Source organism: Lactobacillus kimbladii (assembly GCF_000970755.1).
GTDB lineage: Bacteria > Bacillota > Bacilli > Lactobacillales > Lactobacillaceae > Lactobacillus > Lactobacillus kimbladii.
Genome location: NZ_KQ034007.1, coordinates 743673 through 768309 on the forward strand (window position 1 = coordinate 743673; position 24637 = coordinate 768309).

General features: G+C 34.7%; 18 protein-coding genes. 14 read left to right on the forward strand and 4 right to left on the reverse strand.

The window, feature by feature from the left end:
- Positions 1-11 precede the first annotated feature (11 nt).
- The 8 genes from JF75_RS04060 to JF75_RS04095 all read left to right on the forward strand — a co-directional run bounded on the left by JF75_RS04060 (position 12) and on the right by JF75_RS04095 (position 10074).
- Complete coding sequence (locus JF75_RS04060; RefSeq protein WP_046331949.1) at positions 12-1898, forward strand: BglG family transcription antiterminator; 1887 nt, start codon at positions 12-14, stop codon at positions 1896-1898.
- Positions 1899-2045: 147 nt separating this feature from the next.
- Positions 2046-4637, forward strand: a complete 2592-nt coding sequence (locus JF75_RS04065; protein ID WP_046331950.1) for a sigma 54-interacting transcriptional regulator — start codon at positions 2046-2048, stop codon at positions 4635-4637.
- 135 nt (positions 4638-4772) lie between these two features.
- A complete protein-coding gene (locus JF75_RS04070; RefSeq protein ID WP_046331951.1) occupies positions 4773-5186 on the forward strand; it encodes a PTS sugar transporter subunit IIA in 414 nt (137 codons plus the stop codon).
- Positions 5179-5664, forward strand: a complete 486-nt coding sequence (locus JF75_RS04075; protein ID WP_045928933.1) for a PTS sugar transporter subunit IIB — start codon at positions 5179-5181, stop codon at positions 5662-5664. Before JF75_RS04070 ends, JF75_RS04075 begins: the two co-directional genes overlap by 8 nt.
- 15 nt (positions 5665-5679) lie before the next feature.
- Positions 5680-6498 carry a PTS mannose/fructose/sorbose/N-acetylgalactosamine transporter subunit IIC gene (locus JF75_RS04080; RefSeq protein WP_046331952.1) on the forward strand — a complete coding sequence of 273 codons (819 nt, stop codon included), beginning with the start codon at positions 5680-5682 and terminating at the stop codon, positions 6496-6498.
- Positions 6491-7321: a PTS system mannose/fructose/sorbose family transporter subunit IID gene (locus JF75_RS04085; protein WP_046331953.1), complete on the forward strand. Its 831-nt coding sequence runs from the start codon at positions 6491-6493 to the stop codon at positions 7319-7321. Before JF75_RS04080 ends, JF75_RS04085 begins: the two co-directional genes overlap by 8 nt.
- A gap of 17 nt (positions 7322-7338) precedes the next feature.
- Complete coding sequence (locus JF75_RS04090; RefSeq protein ID WP_046331954.1) at positions 7339-8715, forward strand: family 43 glycosylhydrolase; 1377 nt, start codon at positions 7339-7341, stop codon at positions 8713-8715.
- Positions 8716-8985: 270 nt separating this feature from the next.
- Complete coding sequence (locus JF75_RS04095; RefSeq protein ID WP_046331955.1) at positions 8986-10074, forward strand: PTS sugar transporter subunit IIC; 1089 nt, start codon at positions 8986-8988, stop codon at positions 10072-10074.
- A gap of 125 nt (positions 10075-10199) precedes the next feature.
- Here JF75_RS04095 and pgmB read toward each other — a convergent pair whose 3' ends face one another.
- The 3 genes from pgmB to JF75_RS04110 are packed head-to-tail and all read right to left on the reverse strand — an operon-like array spanning position 10200 to position 15381.
- The gene (pgmB, locus tag JF75_RS04100; RefSeq protein ID WP_046331956.1) at positions 10200-10865 is read right to left on the reverse strand and encodes a beta-phosphoglucomutase; all 666 of its coding nucleotides are present in this window, start codon (positions 10863-10865) and stop codon (positions 10200-10202) included.
- Positions 10846-13665, reverse strand: coding sequence for an alpha-L-rhamnosidase (locus JF75_RS04105; protein WP_046331957.1), 2820 nt, complete (start codon positions 13663-13665; stop codon positions 10846-10848). Before JF75_RS04105 ends, pgmB begins: the two co-directional genes overlap by 20 nt.
- A 12-nt stretch (positions 13666-13677) precedes the next feature.
- Positions 13678-15381, reverse strand: a complete 1704-nt coding sequence (locus tag JF75_RS04110; RefSeq protein ID WP_046331958.1) for a glycoside hydrolase family 3 protein — start codon at positions 15379-15381, stop codon at positions 13678-13680.
- Between the two features lie 136 nt (positions 15382-15517).
- Between JF75_RS04110 and JF75_RS04115 the strand changes: the two genes are divergently transcribed.
- The 4 genes from JF75_RS04115 (at position 15518) to JF75_RS10570 (ending at position 19912) form a co-directional block, all read left to right on the forward strand.
- Positions 15518-16528 carry an AraC family transcriptional regulator gene (locus tag JF75_RS04115; protein WP_045927944.1) on the forward strand — a complete coding sequence of 337 codons (1011 nt, stop codon included), beginning with the start codon at positions 15518-15520 and terminating at the stop codon, positions 16526-16528.
- Between the two features lie 141 nt (positions 16529-16669).
- Positions 16670-17944 carry a PTS sugar transporter subunit IIC gene (locus JF75_RS04120; RefSeq protein WP_046331959.1) on the forward strand — a complete coding sequence of 425 codons (1275 nt, stop codon included), beginning with the start codon at positions 16670-16672 and terminating at the stop codon, positions 17942-17944.
- Positions 17945-17946: 2 nt separating this feature from the next.
- Positions 17947-19365, forward strand: a complete 1419-nt coding sequence (locus JF75_RS04125) for a glycoside hydrolase family 1 protein (RefSeq protein WP_046331960.1) — start codon at positions 17947-17949, stop codon at positions 19363-19365.
- A 370-nt stretch (positions 19366-19735) separates the two neighbouring features.
- Positions 19736-19912, forward strand: coding sequence for a hypothetical protein (locus JF75_RS10570; protein ID WP_167334211.1), 177 nt, complete (start codon positions 19736-19738; stop codon positions 19910-19912).
- A gap of 31 nt (positions 19913-19943) precedes the next feature.
- Here JF75_RS10570 and JF75_RS04130 read toward each other — a convergent pair whose 3' ends face one another.
- On the reverse strand, positions 19944-20954 hold the full coding sequence (locus JF75_RS04130; protein WP_046331961.1) for a serine hydrolase domain-containing protein: 1011 nt from the start codon (positions 20952-20954) through the stop codon (positions 19944-19946).
- A gap of 298 nt (positions 20955-21252) precedes the next feature.
- On the opposite strand from JF75_RS04130, the gene JF75_RS04135 reads away from it, so the two are divergent.
- Both JF75_RS04135 and JF75_RS04140 read left to right on the forward strand, forming a co-directional pair.
- Entirely contained in the window at positions 21253-23181 is a 1929-nt protein-coding gene (locus tag JF75_RS04135) for a beta-glucoside-specific PTS transporter subunit IIABC (RefSeq protein WP_046331962.1), read from the forward strand.
- Positions 23182-23221: 40 nt separating this feature from the next.
- The gene (locus tag JF75_RS04140; protein WP_046331963.1) at positions 23222-24628 is read left to right on the forward strand and encodes a glycoside hydrolase family 1 protein; all 1407 of its coding nucleotides are present in this window, start codon (positions 23222-23224) and stop codon (positions 24626-24628) included.
- Positions 24629-24637 lie beyond the last annotated feature (9 nt).

Here is a 24637-nt window from a genome sequence, read left to right on the forward strand (position 1 = left end):
GCAAATACGACATGTCTAAGAAAAATAAATTATTGTCATATTTACAAAACTTTCCCGGATGGCATACTTCTCAAGAATTAGCCATTCAGTTAGAACTATCAAAAAGAACTATCAAAAACTATGTTCAACAGTTTAGAGATCAAGGAATTTTGATATCATCAAGTGTTAAAGGTTACCGCCTTGAACAATCTAGTTTAGATAAAAAACAAGATTATACTAAATTTAAAGTTCATAAACTACCCGATAATAATGAAGAAAGGGTAAATTATATTATAAACGTGCTAGTTAATAGTTCTTCGTCAATAAATGTGTATGATTTAGCAAATAATCTTTTTGTCAGTGAATCAACAATTTTACAGAATTTAAAACAAGCTGATCGTGAGGTAAAAAGTTTTGGAATTAAACTAATTAGAAAAGGTGATTTTTGGAGTTTAGAGGGGAATGAACGACAAAAAAGAAGTTTGCTTAGCTCGCTCATTTATGAGGAAACTTCTGGAGTATTTATGAATAGAAATATTATTCAAGAGAATTTTCCTCAAATAAATATTCATCAATTAGAAAAATCTATATTGAAAATTTTTCATAAGCAAAACATTTATTTAAACACGTTTGAATTAAATAATTTGATACTTCATTTTGCTATTGCAATTGATCGTTGCAGTAATGGTCATAGAATAAAAAATAATAATTCTTCAAGTTCAGTGAAAAAGCAGGGGTTTGGTATGGATTTGGTTAACAGCATTGTTGGTGATTTACAGTTGGTGTTGACAAATGCTGATTGCCAAGAACTTGCTCTTGTAATTGAAACTGATTTAGGTAATGAAAAAACAACTAAAAATATAGTTTCAGAAGAAACACAAAAATTAGTTACTGATTTAATTTCTTATGTTTGGCAAAATTACGAAATTAATCTTGATACATATTCCTTTAAAAAGAGGTTTGCTCTTCATTTAGACAGATTAATTATGCGTTCAAGAACACAAAATATTGAACACAATCCTCTTGCCACTAATATAAAATATTCTTCACCAACGATTTATGAGTGTGCAGTTATTATGGCCAATAGAATATCTGAAAAAGCTAAAATCACGATTACCGATAGTGAAATTGGCTATATAGCTATGCACATTGGCAATGCAATGGCTGAACAAATAACCGATAAGCAAAAAATTTCAGTTGTGATAATAATACCTGAATATTATGACAATTCTCTTGTATTATTAAAAAGATTACAGAAAAAGTTCTCGGCTGAGATTGATATTAAGAAAATAATTCACGATCCCGCAAATATTAGAAGTACTCCTAATGCGATAGATTTATTGATTTCTGTTGGTTCAAATTATATTGATTCTAAAATTAGTACAGTCAATATTTCACAGTTTTTATTATCTAATGATATCCAAACTCTGCAAGTTGCAATCACATCAAGAAGACGCCAAATCAAGAGGGATCATTTTCAAGAGGAACTGCTAAAATTTTTTAGTAGTGATAACTTTATTAAAAGCAAAAAAGTAACAAATATAGATCAAGTTTTTGAAATTGTAAATGAGAAATTCTTTGAACAAGGGGTAGTTGAAAAAGACTTTAAAAAGTTGCTTAAACAACGTGAAAACTTGTCGTCTACAGCTTTTGACAAAGTAGCAATACCACATTCATTGAATATGACTGCCAGAAAAAGTCGTGGTTTTGTCGTTATTAATCCCAAAGGAATTGAATGGAGTGATAATAATAAGGTTTATTTAGTAATAGCTTTAGCAATTGATCCCAATAATAAGCAATTATTTCGTAGCGTATTTGATGAACTGTCTGATATTATTACTAATATTGATAATGTGATTAAACTGATAAATTCTCAAAATTATGGTGAATTTATCATTAACCTGGTAGAAATGTTATAGAAAAAATAAGATAAGTGCGGAAAAGCCTGAGAATCTGTAATTTCAAGCTCTACCGCATTTTTTCTTTATTAAATTTTATTGGTCAAAAGGCGAAAAAGTGTTTAAATACAGATAAAGTAATGGCTTACACAAGAAAGAAATGATTTTTTGAAAAAAGCAAAGTATCGCGTATTTGAAAAGTTGAGACAACTATTAGATGATAAATCTGCGGTAACCACAAAAGAAGTTGCAAAAGCAATGAACCTTTCTCGAGGTGTAACTAGTTCATATTTGGCACAATTATATCATGAAGGACTACTGCTTAAAAAGGGTACCAAACCTGTTTATTGGCAACTGATATCTAATAGTCAAGACGCTTTTGAGCAATTGATTGGAGCAAATGGTAGCTTGAAGAACATTGTTAGTCAATGTAAAGCTTCTGTTAACTATCCTCCTAGTGGTTTTCCTTTAATTATCACTGGACCATCTGGTTCTGGAAAAAGCTATTTAGCATCATTAATTTTTAAATATGCGCAACAAGAAGGAGTTATTAACAAAGGTGCACATTTTGTTGTTTTGAATTGTGCGGATTATGCTAATAATCCAGAACTTTTATCATCTGTCCTTTTTGGCTATAAGAAAGGCGCTTTTACAGGAGCGGACACTGATAAAACCGGATTGGTTGATCAAGCAGATAATGGCTATTTGTTTTTAGATGAGGTACATCGGTTGCCTCGGGAAAGTCAGGAAAAGTTATTTGTTTTACTAGATTCTGGTAAGTTTTATCCGTTAGGCGAAAATAAACATTTTAAGCAAGTTAATGTTCGTTTTATTTTTGCAACAACGGAAAAAATAGAAGATAAACTGTTGAATACATTTTTAAGAAGAGTTCCCCTAAAAATTGCTTTACCTAGATTTTCTGAAAGACCGCTTGTTGAAAAATATCAGCTAATTGAATTCTTTTTGAAACATGAAGCAAATAGAATAAATCGGACAATAAAAATTTCGTTTAATACTATCCAAGTTTTAGTTAATCAAAAGCAGGAGGGCAACATAGGTTCATTAGCAAACAAAATTAAATTGTTATGTGCTGAAAATTTTAATTCTTCTGATAAGAAGGCTATTGAGATTCCTAATAATAAAAATATAAGTGGACCTAATGTTGATTGGCTTGTTTTTAAGCCAAATTCTCAAGACTTATTAGTAAATTTAGCAAAGGAAAACTCAAAAAAATATTTAAGCACATTGTTAAGCACTTTGTATGACAATGAAAATAAAAATCGAGAAATTTCTGAGCAAAATCTTGTTTTAAACCAGTTTGTACATGACATTAAAAGGAATTCCGTCTTATTGATATATGACCAAAATTTCGAAAAGCTTCTCATGCAGCAGTTAGCTACTGCTACTGAAAAAATTGGCAAAAAATATGGAATACTCAAATACCTTAATAGCCAAAAATTATGTGAAGCGGCTAAAGTTTTATCTGTAATCCAGGAATGTCTTGATCTGCCTGATATATCTAATTTATTAACTTTAGTAAGTAAACATTATCCACGAACGGTTTATTTGTGTAAACAAATCAGAAGCTGTTTCAAAGTAGATATCAATAATGACTGGTTTATACCCATTTTTTTATATGCGGTTTTTGACGAAATTGCTGGGAAAATTGAATCTCAAAACCTTTTGGCAATTATGGTTTGCCATGGTGGCAATGTTGCCTCTGACATATGTGCAATCGTAAATGAATTGTGTGGCAACTATATATTTGAAGCATTTGATATGCCACTTAATGTTTCTAATCACGAAATTGCCCAAAAAATTGAGCTTTACATTAGAAAACAAGGACGAAAATATGATGGGACAATTTTATTGTTTGATATGGGATCCTTAAGTAATTTATATAAAGAAGTAAAGGTGTTATTAAATAATGATTTACTGGTAATCAATAATTTAACTACGGAAATTGCTCTTGATTTAGGTTTGCAAATCCAGCAAAATAAAAGTTTCAAAAAAATCGCAGAAAAAGCTGAAAGTTATCCGAGCACAATGAGTGTGAAATATTTTGAAGGAATTTCACAAAAAGCAAATATTATTGTTTCTTGTATGTCTGGTGAAGGACTTGCTGAGGAAATAAAAAGGATTTTGCAAAAAGTTTTGCAGACAGACGTTGAAATTATTACTATGGATTATCATGAGCTAAAGTCAACACTTCAAAGACATGATTTGTCATATTTTAAGAATACTAATTTTATATTGACTACAAATAACGTTGATCATCAAAAAGAATTAGATGTACTTAACTTATATGACATAATGGACGAAGATGGGGATAAAAGACTACGGCAATTGTTAAAAGAGATGGGAGAAACTAAAAAAAATGTTGATAAATTAACCAGCGAACTGCTTAAATTTTTCACTATTGGTGGTATTAAAGGAAGACTACGCTTTCTTAATCCTGACGTAGTTATACCTGAAATTCAAGAAATTGTAGCAAAATTTGAAAACTATTATCATGTAACCTTGACGAATAAGTTTAAATTGAGTTTATGCATGCATCTAGCTTTGATGCTGGAACGGTTAATGCTTGATCAAACTAGTGACCAAGAAAGCAAAGATACTCAAGAAAAAAGTAAGGAAGAGAAAGATTTTTACCATGTTGCAGATAAGATTTTTCACAATATTGAACAAAAGTATAACATAAAAATAAACGATTATGAATTATCTCTTATTTATGAATTATTTAAAACAAACAGTGAATAAAAAATCTGCTTAAGGAAGTGCTCAAAAATGCTCTTCCTTTTTCGTTTTAATTTTAAAAAACCTGGTTATAGCTGTGTTTATTATAAGTTGGCATGATACTTGCTTAGTAATTAGTGACAACTTGGAGGTGAAAGAATGAGAAAATTCGTTTTAGCTAGTCATGGTAGTTTGGCAGAAGGAATTAAAAATTCAGTGGAAATGATTAGCGGAAAGCAGAATAACTTGTATGCGTTTTGCATGAAAGAAGGGGAGAGTCCAGCGGTTTTAAAAGAAAGAATTGAAGAGATTATATTTGATAGTAACAAAAAAGATGAGATCGTGTTGGTTTCAGATTTTCCTGGTGGCAGCGTAAATACATTGTTAATGAGTTTTTTGACTCAAAATAATATTTATCTGGTTTCAGGAATGAATTCAATGTTGGTATTGAATCTTCTTTTGAGTAAAGAGCCTATTGATTCATGCCTTAAGAACGCAATTAATGCAGGAAAAAACACTATAAAGAGAATTGAATTAGAAGAAGAAAATGAGGAGGATGATTTTTTTGATTAGTTTATTAAGAGTTGATGATAGATTAATTCATGGGCAAGTGGCTGTTGTTTGGAGTCGATATTTGAACGTGAACCGCATTGTTGTTGCCAATGATGAAATTTTGGATAATAAAGTACAGATTATGGCATTAAAAATGTCTGTACCAGAAGGAATTAAGCCGTTTTTTGTTAGTTTAGACAAGGCAATTCAATTATTAAATAATCCCAAATCCGATAAATTGAAAATTATGGTAGTTGTCAATAAACCAAAGGACGCGTTAAAAATTGCCAAAAAAGTTTCCAATATTCCACTGATTAATTTGGGTAATTACGGTAGAGTCGGATCAGAAGATATGAAGGGCAAAAAGCAGTTAAGTAAAAATATTTTCATTACTCCTGATGATGAAAAAGATTTGAAAAAGCTTCTAGAGACAAATATAAAGATTAACGTTCAACCAGTACCTACAGATCCAGATGTGCAATTATCAAGTTTGTTATAAAAAGGAGGTAAAAAAATGTTAGTACCAGCTTTATGGGTAGCGTTAATAATGTTTGTGGGAAATTTTTCTGATTGTGGCATGTCCGATCCAATGATTAGACGTCCACTTGTTATGTCAATGCTTGTTGGACTTGCTTTAGGTGATTTAAAAACGGGAATTATTATGGGAGCCTCACTAGAAGTGATTTTTCTTGGGATCAGTGGAATTGGTGGTGCAATGCCTTCTGATTCTATGACTGGTTCTATATTTGGGACAGCCTTTGCAATTTTAAATCATCAAGGAGTTGCTGTTGCACTATCTCTTGCAGTTCCAATTAGTCTCTTAGCCGTTTTTGTCAATCAACTAGTTATTTTTATACGTGGTCTTTTACTCAGTACTTTTGAAAAGTATGCTGAGGAGGATAAAAGTAAATCAATTGAAAGGTTACATTACCTAAGCATATTTGGAGGACCACTTGTTTATGCACTTATTGGCTTTTTAGGAATTTATTTAGGTTCGGGTTCAATATCGGCTTTAGTAAAAGCAATTCCTCCTGTAATTATGAATGGGCTTACAGTTTTGGGTCAGATGCTTCCAGCATTAGGTATCGCGTTACTGTTAAATATGATTTATGAAAAGGGAAATATGTTGTATTTACTTCTAGGATTTGTACTTTCAAGCTATTTAAAGTTACCTATCATAGCAGTTGCCTTAATAGGAATCATACTAGCGTTTATTCTTGCATCAATAGATAAGAATATTTTGGAAGTTAAAAATATGAAAACTCCGAAGGCAAAAGCAGTATCAGAAGATAACACAAATAATTCACTTGAGGAGGATTTTTTCAATGACTAATAAAACAACTAAAACTGAAATAATGGATAAAACAACTTTTAGAAAAATATTTTGGCGTTCTTTTCTACTCCAGGGCACATGGAATTATATTAACGGTGCTGGTGTGGGAGCCTTATACATGATCTTGCCATTTATAAGAAAACTGTATCCTAAGCCAGAAGACAAGTCAGCAAGAGTTTCAGCTTTAAAAAGGGGATTAGCATATTTTAATATTACACCTGCCTTAGCACCTTTCCCTATGGGAATTGTTTCTAGTATGGAAGAACAAAACAAAAATATAGTCGATTTTGATCCAAGTTCAATTAATGCCGTGAAGGCAAGTCTGATGGGACCACTTTCCGGAATTGGTGATTCTCTATTTTGGGGAACAATTAGAGTAATCGCTGCTGGAATTGGTATTAGTTTAGCAAAAGCAGGGAATATTCTTGGACCTATTTTATTTTTAGTTATCTATAACATTCCAAATTTCATTGCAAGATATTACGGCTTAAAGTACGGTTATGAATTAGGCGGAGATTTTATACAAAAAGCATATAAAAATGGTTATATGAAAATTATTACTAAAGCTGCCGGCATTTTGGGTATGATAATGGTTGGCGCAATGACTTTTAGCACTGTTACTCTGAAAACTATTTTAAAATTTAAAATGGGTAGCATGAGTTTTGATCTTCAAAAAATTTTAGATCAAATTATGCTTGGAATCATACCTTTAACGGTCACTTTGATTACTTTTTGGTTGATTAGAAAAAAGGTAAGTGCAAACAAAATAATTGTGTTAATGGTTATTTTGTCATTTGCACTAAGTGCTTTGAAAATTCTTTAATTTTTGAAAGGACTGACATGGAAAAATATTTATATAGACCTAAAAACTGCTTTTTTGGTGATTGTATGCCATTTTATAACAGGCATGACAACTTATTTTATTTGTATTTTCAAAAAGATACTAGAAATCCCGTGCCTTTTGGTGAACCTTTTGGATGGGAACTAGTTACAACCAGCGATTTTGTTCATTATAAAGAATATGGTGAAGTTTTAAAAAAAGGTTCTGAAGAAGATCATGACGAGTTTGTTTATGCTGGTAGTGTGTTTGAACAAAACAACAATATAAGAGCTTTTTATACCGGGTATAATCGTAATTTTGTAAATAAAAGTTGCTCATCACAAGTTTTAATGAAAGCTTCAAGCAAAGACGGGATTCATTGGTACAAAGATGGACTTGCAAAAGAACTTTCGCCACAAACTGGTTATGATTCAGATAATTGGCGGGATCCCAGTATTGTCTGGAACCCCGATAATCAAGAATACATTTTAATATTAGGCACACGTTTAGTGTCTGATTTAAAAGCAAAAACAGGAAGATTGGTTTATTACACATCAAAAAATAGTCAGGACTGGACTTTTAAAGGAGATTTTTGGACGCCAAATTTATATACCATGATTGAAATGCCACAAATTTTTAAAATAAAAGATTGGTGGTACTTGGTCTATTCTGAATACGATCTTAATAAGACTACTCATTATGTGATGAGTAAAAAAATTACGGGACCCTGGTTATTTCCAAAACAAGATACCTTTAATGGCAGGGCTTATTATGCCGCAAGGACTGCTAGTGATGAAAAAAATAGATATCTTTTTGGTTGGGTACCTTCTAAAGAAGCTGGAAAGGACGAAAATAATTATTTATGGGGTGGTACCTTTTTACCTTTGAAAATTACTCAGAATAATGATGGATCATTAAAAACGTCGATTCCAGACACTTTAATTAAAACTGTTTCAGAAAGATATAGTTTTGAATCTCAAAAAATAAAATCAAAATATAAAAGGACAGAAACTCAACTTCAAGGTAATCAGCCTAAAAAACATTATTTACTGAAAAATAAAATTGTGTATGAACCTGGCACCAAAAGTTTCTCCTTGATATTCTTTGAAAATTCTGATACCAAAGAGGGCTATGAATTCAATATTGATCTCAATAAACAGCAACTAAGTGTTAGAAGAACACCAAATTTAAGATGGTACCAAATGTTAAATATTGGTTTGTCCAGACAAGTTAATTTGGTTCCTAATAAAGAATATGATATTTCTTTATTGATTGACGATACTATTGCTGTTATAGAAATTGCTGGTGTTGTATTGAGCTGTCGGATTCAGAAAAATACCTGTTATGGTTTATCATTTGCGGTAGTTGATGGTATAGTTCAAATTAAATCAGTTTAAATAGTTAAAAAAGTCTAATCTCACAATATTGAGATTAGACTTTTTATGCGGTTGATAAATGGGTGTTTCAAATGATATCTAAAAGCAAAAATTAAATTATTTTTAACTTTTTTGTGTACTTTTTTAAATAAGATGATAAAATACTTAATAATTAATTTTAAGGAGGAAAAAGCAATGAGGCGAATTAGCAATCAGCATATTTCGATTTTGTCACAAATTATTTTGCTGACAATGTATACCTAAGCACTATTATATTAAAGGAGTACAAATATGGCTGATACAACCAATACTAACAAACTAACAGTAAAAACTTTTCTTAACAACATTTTAGCAGGAACTGCAACGGGAATAATCGTGGGTTTGATTCCAAATGCGGTTGTCAGTGCAATTTTAAAGCTATTTGGTCAAAATTCAGTAACGGCATCTATTAACCAGGCGTTATTGATTTTTCAATGTGCTACACCTTTGCTAATTGGGGCATTAATTGCCATTCAATTTAAAATGGTTCCACTGGACGTTGCAATTGTGGGTGCCGCCGCTTATGTTGGTTCTGGTGTTACAAAATTTGTACCACAAATTGTGAACCCTGCTACTAAAGCTCAAGGTGTCTTTGTTTCGGCAGGAACAGGCGATCTTATTAATACCATGATTACGGCTGGCTTAGCCGTAGGGCTTTTATTAATGGTTGGTCAACGTTTTGGCTCTGTCAAAATTGTTGCAGCTCCGATTGTTGTTGGTGGAGGAGCAGGTTGGATCGGCATGATGATTTTGCCATATGTAAGCAAAATCACCACCTGGCTTGGGTCAGTAATTAATTCCTTTACTAATTTACAGCCAATATTAATGTGTATTTTAATTTCCTGTATGTTTGCAATTTTGATAATTTCACCAATATCAACTGTGGCAATTGGAATGGCTATACAATTAAATGGTCTTTCGGCAGGTGCAGCAGCAATGGGAGTCGCGGCAACGACACTGGTATTGGTCGTCCATTCTTGGCGAACTAATAAATCAGGGGTTACTATTGCAATTGCATTGGGGGCAATGAAAATGATGATGCCCAATCTTTTCAGGCATCCAGTTATTGTTTTACCAACATTAATTACAGCAGCGCTTTCCGCTATTCCAGTGGCTCTATTTCACGTTAGTGGCACTCCAGCTTCTGCTGGTTTCGGTCTCGTTGGCCTGGTAGGGCCTCTTGCATCCTTAGATGCTGGCAAAGCGAGTATTAATATTGTAATGGCCTTGATTGTCTGGATAGTATTTCCAGTTCTAGTAGCAATGGTATGCCGTTTCCTCTTTGAAAAGGTCTTTCATGTTTATGATGAAAAGGTAGCTTTTGCTTATCTAGGTGAATAATTGTAATTATTTAATTCTGTCATAAAAAAACCAATCCTTATTTACACCAATTTATTTTAAGCATCAAAAAACTCGTGAAAAAATAATTTTGTTTTATTCACGAGTTTTTATTTGTAAACTGATTCCTAATTTAAATTAAATTTTTCCCATGCAGTTTCGATTTGATCATAATTTAATGCTGCTGTCTTAGGAAAAAGTAATTTAGCATCTTTTAGATCCGTTTTAGAGCCAACGCCAACTGATAAAGCACCTGACTCGTTGATAGCAGTGATACCTGCAATTGAATCTTCAATACCTACGCAATCTTGTGGTTTGAGATTAATTGCTTCAGCGGCGGCAATAAAAATGTCTGGTGCTGGTTTACCAGCGGCAACTGTACTGGGATCTGCAATAGCATCAAATGCATCTGTCAATTGTAATTTTTCCAAAATGAATGGACCATTTAAACTAGCAGAAGCCAAAGATAGTTTAACGTTATTTTTCTTAAGGGCTGAAATTAATTCACTAATTCCAGGTAAGATATTAGCAGGGGTTAAACTAGCTAGTAAATTCCGAAAAATATTGTTTTTTTCAGTGGTCATTTCATTAAATTTTTCTTGTGACACGGAGATATTTAAAAATTTTAAGATTGCCTTTAAAGAATCTGTTCGGCTGACACCTTTTGTTTGTTTTTCAAGTTCATCTGGCAATTCAAGATTAAAATGAATTTTGATTAATTTTCTCCAAGCTTGGAAATGGTATACGGATGTATCTGCAATGACTCCATCTAGATCAAAGAGAACGCCTTTCATTTAAAAACTTCCTTTCACTTGTTACTGGCGTAGTATCAAGTATTTTCTTAATTTGGTTAAAATCTTCGTCTGAAATATTAATAAATGGCAACAGACTATTCAATTCTACCATAGAATTTTCACCAAATTTTTTGAGATTATCGGGATCTTGCAAAAAGTCAAAAACAGTATTGATTGGTCTTAGCTGTTTAACCAGTTCCGGATCACCCATTATTAGTTTGACTGGCATGTTGATATTGTAGTATTCAATATAACTGTTTTCAGGCACATAGGAAATTGTAAAATCACCGTTAGTCAATTCCAAAGGTAAATATGCTCGCTTGCCATTAATTTCTACTTTATCCTTCACTCTAGGTAATTTTACAGTCACTTTTTGACCAAAGGGAATGCTAAGGTTGACCTTAATAGTATGTTGGGCATCAGCTTCAAGTTGGTAAGCCATTTTGAGATCACCGTATGAACTGTGGTAGTGACCTGAAATCTTTTTCAACCGGTAATCAAATTGGGGTGCAAAAAGCACGTTTTGATAGCCATTGGTTTGTTTTCTTAGTCCCAAAACTTGTTGATAAACCCACTGCATAATAGCACCGATTGAATAGTGATTAAGGGAGTTCATCCCTTCCGGATTCATTGAGCCATCTGGCAAGACTGAGTTCCAGCGTTCCCAAATAGTAGTAGCACCCAAATTAACTTCATAGAGCCAGCTTGGAAAATCTTCGTTGAGAAAAATTTCTGTTGCTAATTTATGTTCGCCATTCTCAGATAAAACCTGACAAATAAAGGGCGTTCCAATAAAGCCAGTTTGTAAATGATTGTTGTCCTTTTTTAGCCTCTGAACGAGATCCTTAACAACGCGTTTTTTCTGTTCTTTTGGTACCAGATTAAAATGAAGGGCTAGGGCATATGCAGTTTGTGTATCAATTGCTAGACGGCCATTTTTAGTAATAAATTCAGCTCTAATAGCTTTTTTAATGGTTTGGGCTTGTTGTTCATACTTTTGAGCATCAGTGGTATTACCCAAAATTTTTGCTGCTTGAGCAACAATCCAACTGGAATAAGCGTAATAAACCGAGGCAATATAATCTTCATCGGTCTTTCCACTAGGAACCGCAGGGTTTTCACCATCTAAAGACAGCCAATCGCCAAATTGAAAGCAACCAGTCCAAAGGTTCTTGGTAGTGGTTGCTTGACTGATCCAATCTACCCAGGCTTTCATACTAGAATAGTTTTGCCTTAAAATAGCGGGATCAGCTGTTGCTTGATAGGCAGTCCACGGGATAACAGTCGCTGCATCACCCCAAATTGCTGCACCACCACTGTCATTTCCCATAGCTGGCGCGTACATTGTTAGCATACCGTTATGCGCAGCCTGTTCAATTTTCATATCTTTAGCATATTTTTTAAAAAAAGGATAGGCATTCATGTTTAAGATGGCAGTGCTGGCAAAAATGTCGGCATCCCCAGACCAGCCTAAACGCTCATCTCGTTGCGGACAGTCTGTTGGAACATCAAAGAAGTTGCTTTTTTGACTCCATAAAACGTTTTGAAGCAGGCGATTAACTTTGGCATTAGTGGTTTTTATACTACCAGTAATTTCAAGATCGGAATAAATTACCGCTGCCCTGAAATCATCTTTTCTTAAGGGGTGGGAATTGCCGGAGACTTTGACATAGCGGTAACCGTAGTAGGTAAAATGTGGTCTGATCCATTTTTGTTTACCGTTTGAAATATAATGAAAAGCAGCACGAGCCTCGCGCAGATTATCCCGGTAAAAATTGCCGTCTTGTAGGATTTCTCCCATTTGCAGCTTGATTTCCTTGCCAGCTGATTTGTGATTGTAAAATTCGGGCCAACCAGCATGATTTTGACCAAAATCAAGAACAGTTTCACCTTTAGGAGTGTGAATAATTTCTTTAACAGGTAAATATTCCTTTACTTTTAATGGCAGGCTTAGACGGTCATGCAATATATCTTTAGAATGATGCAATATAATTGCCGGTTGCCAATCAATTATTTTCTTGGTAGCGTCAAAGTCTTCACCATAATAAATGGCTGATTTGGTTATTTTACCAGCAGTAGTTTGCCATGAGGCGTCGGTATTTATTATCTGACTGCTGCCATCATCATAATCGATATGCAACTCAGCGATAGCCATTTGCTGGTCACCATAAATGCAACCTTTACCGCCATCAAAGCCAAAGTTGCCCTTGTACCAACCATCACCAAGGGAAACCAAAAGTTCCTGCTGTGACTTTTCCTTCAGCATCTTAGTTACATCATAAGTTTGAATCTGTATTAGCTTATCATAAGCTGTGACACCAGGTGCGAGAAACTCATCACCAATTTTTTGCTTGTTCAAATAAGCTTCGTAAACACCTAAACCGCTAATATAAAGACGTGCATTAACAACTTTTTTAGGTAAAGTAAATTTCTTCTTTAAAAGTGTATTTTGAATATCTTTATTTTCGTTGCCAATCCATTCGGCTGTGAAAGTCTCATTCATCTTACCAGTTTCAAAGAAACTTTTTGCGCTTGTTTGAGTATCATCGCTTTTTAACCAAACAGTAACTTTATATCTCGTGCGCGGTTTAAGCTCCAATTCAAAGTCAAAATAATTGTTATCATATTGTTGCCACTGACTGTCAAAAATTGGTTTATTTGAATCAATTGTTATTCTTTTTTGAATATTGCTTGAAATCTGACTCGCTTCAGCGCTGAACTCAATTCTCAAATGATTGTCTAAGTCATAACCAAGAGGTTCGGTATAGTGGTTGACTAAAATATCTTTGATTTTTAACATTGATTTTCCTCTTTATAAATGAGTTTCAAAATGGCCACAGAATGGATCTACAGGGCTTTGTCCGGTGAATTTTTCATGTCCCATCATTTTTTCTAGAAGAGCATCAATTGTGACATCATTGCCTGTATAAGCATTAATGTAAGTTGAAACCATTGGAATATCGAACAGGTGATAGGGATTACAAGTAGAAACAAAAACTGTAGGGATGCTTTTCATGAACCACGGAGCGTCCGCTGCCATTAGATGAATCCAATCAAGTCTGGTTGTGGTCTGATTGCTTGCCGTTTCAACGTTAGCCACATAAAATGCCAGGTCAAACTGATCTTTTTCATATTGCACTCCACCTTCGAAAACCTCTTTAAAATTAAGATTTTTCCGATCAAAAACTGTAACTTTAAATCCCTTTTCTGTCAGTTTCTCCTTAAATTTTGCGGTTACCTTACCGCCTTCTTTAAAACCACCATCGTCTGTATCACCTAAAACCACTAAACGAACACGGGGATATTTTTCTGGTGTAATAGGCAATAATTTGTCGCGCTCTTTAACTAAAGTAACAGATTCTTTTGCTACTTTGGCGGCCAATTTTTCATGTTCTGCCAATTTTAAATCAATTTCTTGCGATGCAGGTTCGCAAAGGTTATTTTTTGTATCCATCACGCCTTGTGCGACTTTAGTGGCAATTATTCTGGTAACAGCTTCATCGAGTCGCGTCATTGAAATCTTGCCACTTTTGACTGCGTCAGTCACAAATTGATAGTCTTCATCGATATCCTTGTTGAATAAGATCATGTCGATACCCGCATTAATGGTTGCAGGTAAGGCTTCTGAACGTGGCAAAATTGCATTGTATCCGATCATTGGTGTGGCATCAGTTATTGTGAGACCATTAAAATGCAAAACAGTGCGCAAAAGGCCATCAATTAGCAATTTGGAAGTAGATGCAGGACGTAAATCCTTATCTTCAATACCAGGTTGTAAGCGACGTTCCCAAGCTGGTTGCATAATGTGGGCAATCATGACAGCAGGCAGACCATTTTGAATTAAATGATGATAGATTTGCCCGTAAGATTCCATCCATTTGTCAGCAGGCAAGGAGTTAATTGAGCTCAAGAGGTGTTGGTCGCGTTCATCAACGCCGTCTCCAGGGAAGTGTTTAGCTACCGGAATAACATGATTAGCCTTAAGACCTTTGATTTGTGAATCAGACATTCTGATGACACGCTCTTTATTGCTGCCAAATGTGCGCACATTCATGATCGGGTTACGGAAGTTTTGGTCTAAATCAACAATTGGTGCAAAAGACATGTTGCCGCCAACTTGTTTTGCTTCATAGCCTGATACATCCCCTAAATTATATGCATTCTGTTCGTCATCCGTAGCGGCAACCTGTAAGGGTCTGCCAAACCATGTGCCTTCAGTTAATAAACCATTGCCGCCAGCTTCCAAATTAGCAGCAATGAACAGGGGCGTTTGACTTGCTTTCTGCGAAACAGCAATTTCGCGCTGCAATTTTTGGGCTTTATCAGGCCGGTACATGATGCCACCTGGTTGATATTTTTTAACAAACTCTGTTAAGTCAGTGTTGTCTTCATCCTCACCAATTACAAAGAAAAGTTGTCCTATTTTAGCTGAAAGTGGCATGTTAGTTACTTTATTTTTGACAAAATCAATTTCTGCGCTTGATAAGTTGTACGGACTTTGAGTTAAATCAGTCATATTTTCCTCCCAAATTTTGAAAAGTCTTGCTTTGTTCTTCATTTTAACTTAATGTAAAAAAGTAAACTATTGTTAAATTACATGATAAAACTGTCTATTTCACAGAATTTAAGTCACTAATTAAAAGGGATCAAAAATGCATGAAAAAATAATTCAAATGTTACGCCAGAATAATGGCTTTCGCGACTGGAATACTATGTTGCAAGATTTTAAATCAGGTGACTTTAAATTAAAAGTTGCTGGTCGTATTAATAGTGAACCTATTTATGAATTCTTTAATACATATTCAGATAACTTCGTCTTAAACAGTAGTTCTATTACAATTTCTGTTCAGCCTGTACAATCATATATTCCTTTTCACGTTCATGATTATGTAGAAATTAATATACCTTTAGTAGGTAATTGTGTCGTAGTAACAGAGCATGAGCGTATTAAAGTTAATCAGGATAATATGATTTTTATCGGTATCAAAACTCCTCACAAAGTAGAACCAATTGGTAAAAATGGTGTAGTTTTAAATATTGAGCTCCGAACCTCTGCTTTTTCTCTAAATGAACTTGATTTTTTACAATCAAAGGGTAAGGGCGTTTCAATTTCCAACTTGCTTTTTTCTTTATTGTCAGACGAAGATCATGGTGAAGGGCGATATAGTCTGTTCGAGATTGACCATGATTCCAAAATTACTGCTATTATTTACGATATCATTGACGAATATTATGATGACAAAATTCAGTCTGACCAGATCATTAAATTAGAAATGTTGACTATGTTTTCCTTACTCATCAGAAAAACTTTTTATCGTGAAGCTCAAGTCACTGACTCAAAAAAGAAAAACAATAATTTGCTTTCCTTGTTACTTTACATTGAAAAAAATTATTCTGATATCACATTGGAGCAAATGGCGCAGCATTTTGGCTTTAATCCTAATTATTTATCAGATTATTTAAAAAATGAAACTGGATTGTCATTTATTAAACTGGTTCAGTTGCAAAGGGTGAATGTCGCCGCAAAATACTTGACCTACACTAAGGCTTCAATCGAAAAGATTGCTGCCAGAGTAGGATATGAAAATGCGTCCTATTTTTATAAAATTTTTAGACATTACTTTGGCATTTCTCCAGCAAAATACCGTTCTAATACCAGATGATAGCCTCTTTTTTCGATTTCTTATTTTCCTAAAATCTGTGAAATCAACATAGATTGTCTAGCTTTTGCATATTGTTCGCTTATTTCAATGAACATATACTTTAAGAAATGAAAGCGAATTAATAAGATAGGAGCGTAGAAAATGAAAAATTTTCAAAAATGGCTGGAAAAATATCTGGTCCCGTTTTCAAATAAATTAGGACAAAATAAGGTTCTGCAAAGTATATCTTCAGGTATGGTAATGACATTACCAGTTACTATTGGTGCCTCGGTGTTCTCAATATTTGCCAGCTTTCCAATCAAACCTGTTGCAGATTGGTTTGCTAAGGTGGGAATAACCCCGTCAATGTCAGCTATTGTTAATGGTACGATGAACATTTTAGCTGTTTTTATAGCTTTTACCATTGCTTATAATTATGCCAAAAGCTGCAAGCAAAACGGAATTGTTGCTGGCTTATTCGGTTTGGCCAGCTTTTTCGTATTAATGCCACAAACTGTTCCCGGTAAAAAGCCTGTTAATGCCTTTCAAATGACATATTTGGGTAGCGAAGGCATAATTGTAGCAATTATTTTGTCAATTTTAATCGGAGTATTTTACGTTAAATTAAGCAAAAATAAGAAACTGACTATTAAACTGCCAGATTCGGTTCCCAGTATGGTCAGTTCGTCAATTGAGCCACTGATAATTGGCATAATCATATTTATTGCTGTCTTTATCGTAAGGGCAATATTTGATTTTTCTCCGTTTAATAACGTATTTGACTTTATTAATAAGTTAATAACCACGCCGTTAATGCACGTCGGTGGTTCACCATTAACTTTAATCCTGATTTTTGCTCTGTCCAATGTTTTATTTACATTTGGAATTCATCCAGCTGCTATCGAATCTGTGGTTATACCATTAATTATCTCAATGATGGTTAGCAGTACACCCGCTTTTCAAGCTGGGAAGACTATTCCATACTTGAGTAATCTGGTAGTTTTTGCATTTTCAAATAATGACGCAGCAGGTGCTACTCTTGGTCTGGTTTTAATGGGTTTAATACTAAGTAAGTCTAAGCGGTACAAGGAATTCTTTAAGGTTTCTGCTTTGCCAAATCTATTCAATATAAATGAACCTATTATCTTTGGTATGCCAATTGTTTTAAACCCACTGATGTTTATACCCTTTGTTTTATCAACCTTTGTTTCTGGTGGCATCGGTTTGTTAGCCGTAAAGATCGGTTTTATTACTAATTACAACCCCAGCTTAGGAATGGGAATGCCATGGACAATGCCGAAAATAATTGCTGATACAATGATTATGGGTTGGCAAGGGGCAGTAGTTTGGTTAATTAACTTTTTACTGATGTTTGTGATTTATCTGCCATTCTTTAGGGTTGCAGATAAGCAGGCATTTGAAGAGGAGAATAAGTAAATATGGACAATCAATTTCATCTTCAAGATGATTTTCCTAAAAATTTTCTCTGGGGAGCTAGTACTTCGGCTTTCCAGGTTGAAGGCGCCGCATATGAAGATGGCAAGGGAGAATCGGTTGCTGATTTAAGATCTCAAAACAGTAAATTTTTAGATACTTCAGTTTCTGTTGATCATTATCATCATGTTGAAGAAGATGTGGCTTTAATGGCAAAATTAGGATTGAAAAGTTATCGTTTTTCAATCTCATGGTCGCGGATTTTTCCTCACGGCAATGATAAAGAACCTAATCAAAAAGGAATTGCTTTTTATAATAAACTAATCAATTTACTAATCAAAAATCAAATTGAGCCTATTGTAACAATGTTTCACTTTGATTGCCCCATTTCTTTAGTAAAACAGTATGGTGGTTGGGCTAATCGCAAGGTCATTAATGATTTTTATAACTATGCCAAAACGCTCTTTAATGAATTTGGAGATAGAGTTAAATATTGGTTAACTATTAATGAACAATCTCTGCTGGCTAATGTCCCTGAAATGAATGGGATTAAGGATAACGACTTGCGCCTCTTAAGAGAAAAAGGCGAAAATTCAAACTATAATATGTTTTTAGCTCAGGCGAAAGTATACCGGCTTTGTCACGATCTGTTTCCTGACTCTATGATTGGACCAGCAGTCTCCTATATGACTAATTTTCCTTATGATCATACTTCTAAAAATGCACTCAAAAGTAAGAACATGGAAGACTTAATCTCATTTATTGATATGGATGTGGCTCTGAGGGGAGAACTGCCTAGTTATTATTTACGTTACTTGGAAGATAGCAAAATCACTCTTGATTACCATGAAGGGGATGCAGATATTTTAAAAAACGGACGTGCTAATTTCTTAGGGTTAAATTGGTATTCAACGTCAGTTTTTAAGCTGAGCAATGAAGAAAGCCCCAAAATGCTCGCCGGTGTCATCTCCAATGTTGAAAAAGTAACAGACGACCGGTTGATGAACTCCGAATGGGACTTTTCTTATGACCCTGTCGGTTTGCGTTTTGCTCTGCAAAAAGTCAATGATCGTTATCCCCATATTCCGATTATTATTACCGAATGTGGTTGGCCTGAACGGGACCAACTTGAAAACGGTCAGGTACATGACCCAAAACGGATCAAGTATCTCAACGGGCACATTTTTGAACTACGTGAAGCTATTAAAGACGGAGTTAATGTCATTTCTTTTAATCCGTGGTCATTTTTAGATTTGTTAAGTGTTAACGATGGGATGGACAAGCGTTACGGCTTGGTTTATGTTAACAGGAACAATCAGTCAATGCTTGATATGAAGAGATATCCCAAGGATAGTTTCTACTTTTATCAAAAAGTAATTGCTACGAATGGTAAAAACGTGACCAAAATGGAAATTGATGAGTAGGCTTTGATTATAATTTGATGAAAAGTTTTTAAAACAATATTTAAATCGCGTCAAAGCCAGCTTCGAAAATTTAATTATTTTGAATAGCAAATAAAAGGACTTTAGAATTGTGATTTTAAAGCCCTTTTTGATAATTGAAAAAGCAATTAAATTACATAACTCACAAAAATGTTCAAAATGCTTTCATCAAAAAAATGATTCTAAAAAAAGTTTACTAATGCTTACGGATGTAAACATTTTGCAACAATAACAATTAAAATAAATAATTTTAGCAAAACTACTTTTAGGTGATTAAATAACTAAAAAAAGCCCCATTTTTTGCCTAAAAAAAGGTATAATTTGAAATGAATTGAAGGGAGTTTTTTTACAAATGATGTGTGATAATTTGTTTCTTAAAATCTTGTGGGTAGTCGTTTACGCTATTACCGCTTATTTTACCTTTACCGGCAGCATGATGATGGCGATGTACTGGATGGCAGGCGGTATGCTGGCCCAAGCAGTAGTTGATCTTGTTTATCATTTTTGGCCAAATCGTAAAAAGTGTTAAAAAAGCAGCTTCTATTAAACGAAGCTGCTTTTTATTCGTCGTTTTCTTTTAAAAAGCTCTGAATAATTCTTTCTCTCATAGTTAGAAAGACCTGATTATGACCAGTAGGGTGAATACGATTGGTTAAAAGAATTAAGCCAGACTTTTTTACGCGGTCAAGAAGCATAAGAACACCAGTGAAGCCAGTATGCAGAATTAGGGGGTAATGCAACTGAGGGTCAAAGCGCAAGTCCCAGCCCCATGAGCGTGGCTTGACACCCGCCGGATTTTTATTATCGAATAACATTGCGACAAGTTCTTGACTGAAGGGCAGAATTTGTTTATCTAAGCCCAAGTAACCTTTACTTAATTTAACCAAGTCATTCATTGTGGAGAAAAGTCCTGCTGAACCGCAATCACTGCCAAGCTGGCGTGCTTTAGGATCGTGCGGCTCACCCTGCAAAACTTTTCCTTGGTAAACAGCGGTGGGCACACATAAGTCCTTAGGGGGATTGAATGTCGTGTTTTCCAAACCTGAGGGCTCAATTATTAATTTTTGACCAACTTCTTGAACTGGTTGACCAAATATTTTTTTAACAACCAGCCCCAACAAGATAAAATTCGTATCGGCATAGCGCATTTTATGTTCAAACTCGTCTGTGACAGGTAAATGAATAATGGCATTGATTAATTCGTCGCGAGATAATTGATCGCGCTTTTCAATCCAGCCACGGATTCCGCTAGTGTGGGTAAGCAGATGAAAAAGGCGGACACGTTCATCTTTAAATTCAGGAATAAAATCGTGCAGTGGTTCAGTAAAATTGAGCTGCCCATCTTGATATAATTTAAGCAAAATATTTTCAGTAATAATTACTTTGGTCAGACTGGCTAGATCATAAATGGCAAACGGACTAAGCTGCGTAACCGTCGGATAAGTACTTGCAAAGCCGACAGTTGAAGTGAAAACTTGTTCATTTTTTATAAAAGCATAGTTAACGCCCGGTACAATGCGTTCCGTAACCATTGATTCAATTAAATTTTGGCTGTTTGAGTAGTCAATCATATAAACTATCCTTTGTTAAAAGTTTCTTACTCTATTATATACAATTCATTGATTTATTTTTGCAAATAAGTGCGAATGAAATTTTAAATGTTAAAAAACAGATTTAATGGTAAATTTGATGTAATCGCTTGCATAAATGGAATTCTAATGTTAGATTTAAGTTTGTAAAATAAAAGAACTTTTATTTGACGTGTTACTGGTAATGCAGGCAAGATCAAATGTATGTAATTAATAACCGAGATTAACGGTTTTATTTACGTATGTTTGGTCTTTTTTATTGAAATAAAAGAGGAAAATTATGGATAATCATAAAATCGCACTACAAATCCTAGATGGTGTAGGTGGAAAAGAAAATATCTCTGGTTTAACTCATTGTTTTACCAGATTGAGATTTGTTTTAAAAGACGAAAGTAAAGCTAGTACGGATAAAGTTTCCAGTATAGAGGGAGTGATTCAGGTCGTAGAGGCCAGCGGGCAATTTCAAGTTGTTTTAGGTAATAAAGTTGAAGCAATCTATGATGAAATCATGCCTCTGCTCGGAACTACTGAGACCGAAAATGATGAGCAAGACAAAAAAGTTGGTATTGGTACAAAGATTTTAAATGTTGTAACTGCTATTTTTACGCCAACTATTCCGGCCATTGCTGCTTCGGGAATGTTAAAGGGTATCCTGGCTGTTGCAGCATTAATTGGCTTAAATGTCTATCACGTTGATATAAAGACATTTAATACTTATATTATTTTGAATGCCGCTTCAGACGCTTTATTTTATTTTATGCCGGTGATTTTGGCTAGATCGGCTGCTAAAGTTTTTAAAACAAATGAATACATAGCTATGACTTTGGGGGCAACGCTATGCTATCCCACTTTGGTAGAGTTGATGACCGGAAATAAAGCAGTAACGCTGTTTGGGATTGGAATTACCAAGGCAAATTATGTTTCCTCGGTTGTTCCCATCATCATAGCTGTTTTTGTACTGGCCTACGTTGAAAAATTTGTTAAAAAAATAATGCCGGATGTGCTCAAAATTATCATGGTACCAACTTTGTCTTTACTTATTATGGTACCGGCAACTTTAATGATTTTCGGCCCAATTGGTATTTATATTGGTAACGCTGTTAACTGGGCATATCACTATATCATGAATTTGAGTCCGATTTTATTAGGTGCCTTTGTAGGTGGTATTTGGTGTGTACTTGTTATTTTTGGTGCTCACAGAGCAATCATTCCAATTGGTATAAACGATGTTGCTAAAACAGGACGACAAAACCTGCTCGCTTTTGCCGGTGCAGCAAACTTTTCACAAGCTGGTGCTGCTTTGGGAGTTTTTCTCAAAACTAAAAATAAAAATCTGAAAACTGTTGCAGCTTCAGCCACAGTGACAGCATTGTTTGGTATTACCGAGCCGGCTATTTATGGTGCTAACTTGCGTTTGAAAAAGCCCATGGTTTATGCAGTAATTAGTGGTGCTTTAGGTGGCGCTTTGATGGGCTGGGGTGGCTCTTACGGAAATGCTTTCGCCAATCAAGGTGTTTTAACCATTCCTGTATATGCTTCTGCTGGGACTAAGGCTTTCGTTTGTTACATTTTGGGTTGTTTAATTGCCTTTGGTGGCGCCTGCATTTTAACAGTTATATTAGGTTTTAATGATTTACCTAGTGATGCAGCTCCTGCAGAAAAAAATAGTTCAAAAACTGACCAGATTGAGGATAATCAGGGAGAAAATCCTACTAAAACCATTGATGAAGATTTAGTTGCAGATGACTGTGATTTATCTGTAAATTCTCCGGTTGAAGGTAAGACGATACCTCTAGCTCAGGTTTCAGATGAAGTTTTTGCATCCGGAGTTTTGGGTAAAGGCGTTGCAGTTCAACCTACTTCAGGAAAAATTTTGGCTCCTGCAGACGCCACAGTTAGCATGATATATCCTACTTTACATGCAGTTGGTTTAATATTAGACAGTGGAATTGAAATGATGATCCATATTGGCATCGACACTGTTAAACTAAATGGAAAGTATTTTGAAAAGCACGTTCAAGATGGAGACCATCTCAAGAAGGGGCAGCTGCTAGTTTCATTTGACATGCAAAAGATTGAACAGGCAGGTTATGACTTAACCACCACAGTTGTTGTAACTAATTCGAAAAACTATGCAGCGATTGGTTCTACAAACAAGAATAACGTCACTAATAACGACCAGTTGTTATACTTGTTATCAAATTCATAATATCTTAGTCTAAAAAAATGATTAAATAGAGGAGTAAAATATGGAAAAATTTGATTCAGACTTTTTATGGGGTGCGTCCTCATCAGCCTTTCAAATTGAAGGCGGCTGGAACGAAGATGGTAAGGGAGAATCAGTAGCAGATTATAATTCTTTTGTTCATGCTGGTCCTGAACAAGCTGATACAAAGGTAGCCAGTGATTTTTATCATCATTATCGAGAAGATATTTCTTTAATGAAAGAATTAGGTCTTAAAGTATACCGTTTTTCCATTGCCTGGTCGAGAATTATTCCTGACGGTGATGGTCAGGTTAACCAAAAGGGAATCGACTTTTACAATAAAGTGATTGACTGCCTAATCAAAAATGGGATTGAGCCGTTTGTTACCTTATATCATTTTGATTTGCCTCTGGCCTTGGTAGAAAAATATAACGGCTGGGAAAACAGGTCTTGCATTTCTGCTTTTAGAAGATACGCCCAAATATGTTTTAAAGAATTTGGTGACAGAGTCAAGAACTGGCAGGTGATCAATGAGCAAAACCTGATGGTTCGTGTAGACGAGCGCTTAAATATGTATCATGTTGAAGCCAAGAATAAAGAACGTGTCAGAGCACAAATGGATTACAATATGTTTGTAGCAAGTGCCTACGTTATGCAAGATTGTCATAAGATGATGCCCAACGGTAAAATAGGACCAGCAATATCATCCACCATGACTTATCCGGCATCTACTAAGCCACTTGATGTTTGGGCTGCTAAAATGAATGATAATTTTAAGACTAATTATGCTCTAGAAATGTATTGTCATGGTCAATATCCTGGGTACTATAGCAATTACCTTAAAAAAGTTGGCATTTTGCCATCAATGCAGGATCAAGATGAGCAAGTATTACGGGATGCTCGGCCTGACTTCATAGCAGTCAATTATTACCGTACGCTCGTTGCCAGTTACTTGCCGAGCGATGCCAAGCACCCATTTGGTACAAGGAAAAATGATGTGGATTTTGATCTGTATGGCTATTTTAAGATCGAAAAAAATACTAACTTGTCCGCAACGGAATATGGTGCTCAAATCGATCCAATTGGCTTGAGAATTGTCCTAAATGAATATTATCGTCAGTTTCGTTTACCAATGATTATTACTGAAAATGGTTTAGGTACTCCAGACATTATGGCAAAGGATGGCAAGATTCATGATCAATACCGCATAAACTATCTTGCAGATCATATCCGGGCTTGTTATGATGCAATTCAGGACGGGGTAAAGCTAATCGGTTATTGTCCTTGGTCAGTTATGGATCTGTTAAGTTCACATCAGGGATTTAAAAAGCGTTATGGCTTTATTTACGTCAATAGAACTGACAATGATCTAAAAGATCTACGTCGGATTCCCAAGGATAGTTTTTACTGGTACCAAAAGGTTATTACAAACAAAGGATTGGTCAACTAAACAATAGTA

Bases quoted from the DNA above. Each gene is read 5' to 3' on its own strand.
- JF75_RS04060 (WP_046331949.1), top strand. From the start codon at position 12: ATGTCTAAGAAAAATAAATTATTGTCATATTTACAAAACTTTCCCGGA.
- JF75_RS04070 (WP_046331951.1), top strand. From the start codon at position 4,773: ATGAGAAAATTCGTTTTAGCTAGTCATGGTAGTTTGGCAGAAGGAATT.
- JF75_RS04080 (WP_046331952.1), top strand. From the start codon at position 5,680: ATGTTAGTACCAGCTTTATGGGTAGCGTTAATAATGTTTGTGGGAAAT.
- JF75_RS04085 (WP_046331953.1), top strand. From the start codon at position 6,491: ATGACTAATAAAACAACTAAAACTGAAATAATGGATAAAACAACTTTT.
- JF75_RS04090 (WP_046331954.1), top strand. From the start codon at position 7,339: ATGGAAAAATATTTATATAGACCTAAAAACTGCTTTTTTGGTGATTGT.
- JF75_RS04095 (WP_046331955.1), top strand. From the start codon at position 8,986: ATGGCTGATACAACCAATACTAACAAACTAACAGTAAAAACTTTTCTT.
- pgmB (WP_046331956.1), bottom strand. From the start codon at position 10,865: ATGAAAGGCGTTCTCTTTGATCTAGATGGAGTCATTGCAGATACATCC.
- JF75_RS04105 (WP_046331957.1), bottom strand. From the start codon at position 13,665: ATGTTAAAAATCAAAGATATTTTAGTCAACCACTATACCGAACCTCTT.
- JF75_RS04110 (WP_046331958.1), bottom strand. From the start codon at position 15,381: ATGACTGATTTAACTCAAAGTCCGTACAACTTATCAAGCGCAGAAATT.
- JF75_RS04115 (WP_045927944.1), top strand. From the start codon at position 15,518: ATGCATGAAAAAATAATTCAAATGTTACGCCAGAATAATGGCTTTCGC.
- JF75_RS04120 (WP_046331959.1), top strand. From the start codon at position 16,670: ATGAAAAATTTTCAAAAATGGCTGGAAAAATATCTGGTCCCGTTTTCA.
- JF75_RS04125 (WP_046331960.1), top strand. From the start codon at position 17,947: ATGGACAATCAATTTCATCTTCAAGATGATTTTCCTAAAAATTTTCTC.
- JF75_RS10570 (WP_167334211.1), top strand. From the start codon at position 19,736: ATGATGTGTGATAATTTGTTTCTTAAAATCTTGTGGGTAGTCGTTTAC.
- JF75_RS04130 (WP_046331961.1), bottom strand. From the start codon at position 20,954: ATGATTGACTACTCAAACAGCCAAAATTTAATTGAATCAATGGTTACG.
- JF75_RS04135 (WP_046331962.1), top strand. From the start codon at position 21,253: ATGGATAATCATAAAATCGCACTACAAATCCTAGATGGTGTAGGTGGA.
- JF75_RS04140 (WP_046331963.1), top strand. From the start codon at position 23,222: ATGGAAAAATTTGATTCAGACTTTTTATGGGGTGCGTCCTCATCAGCC.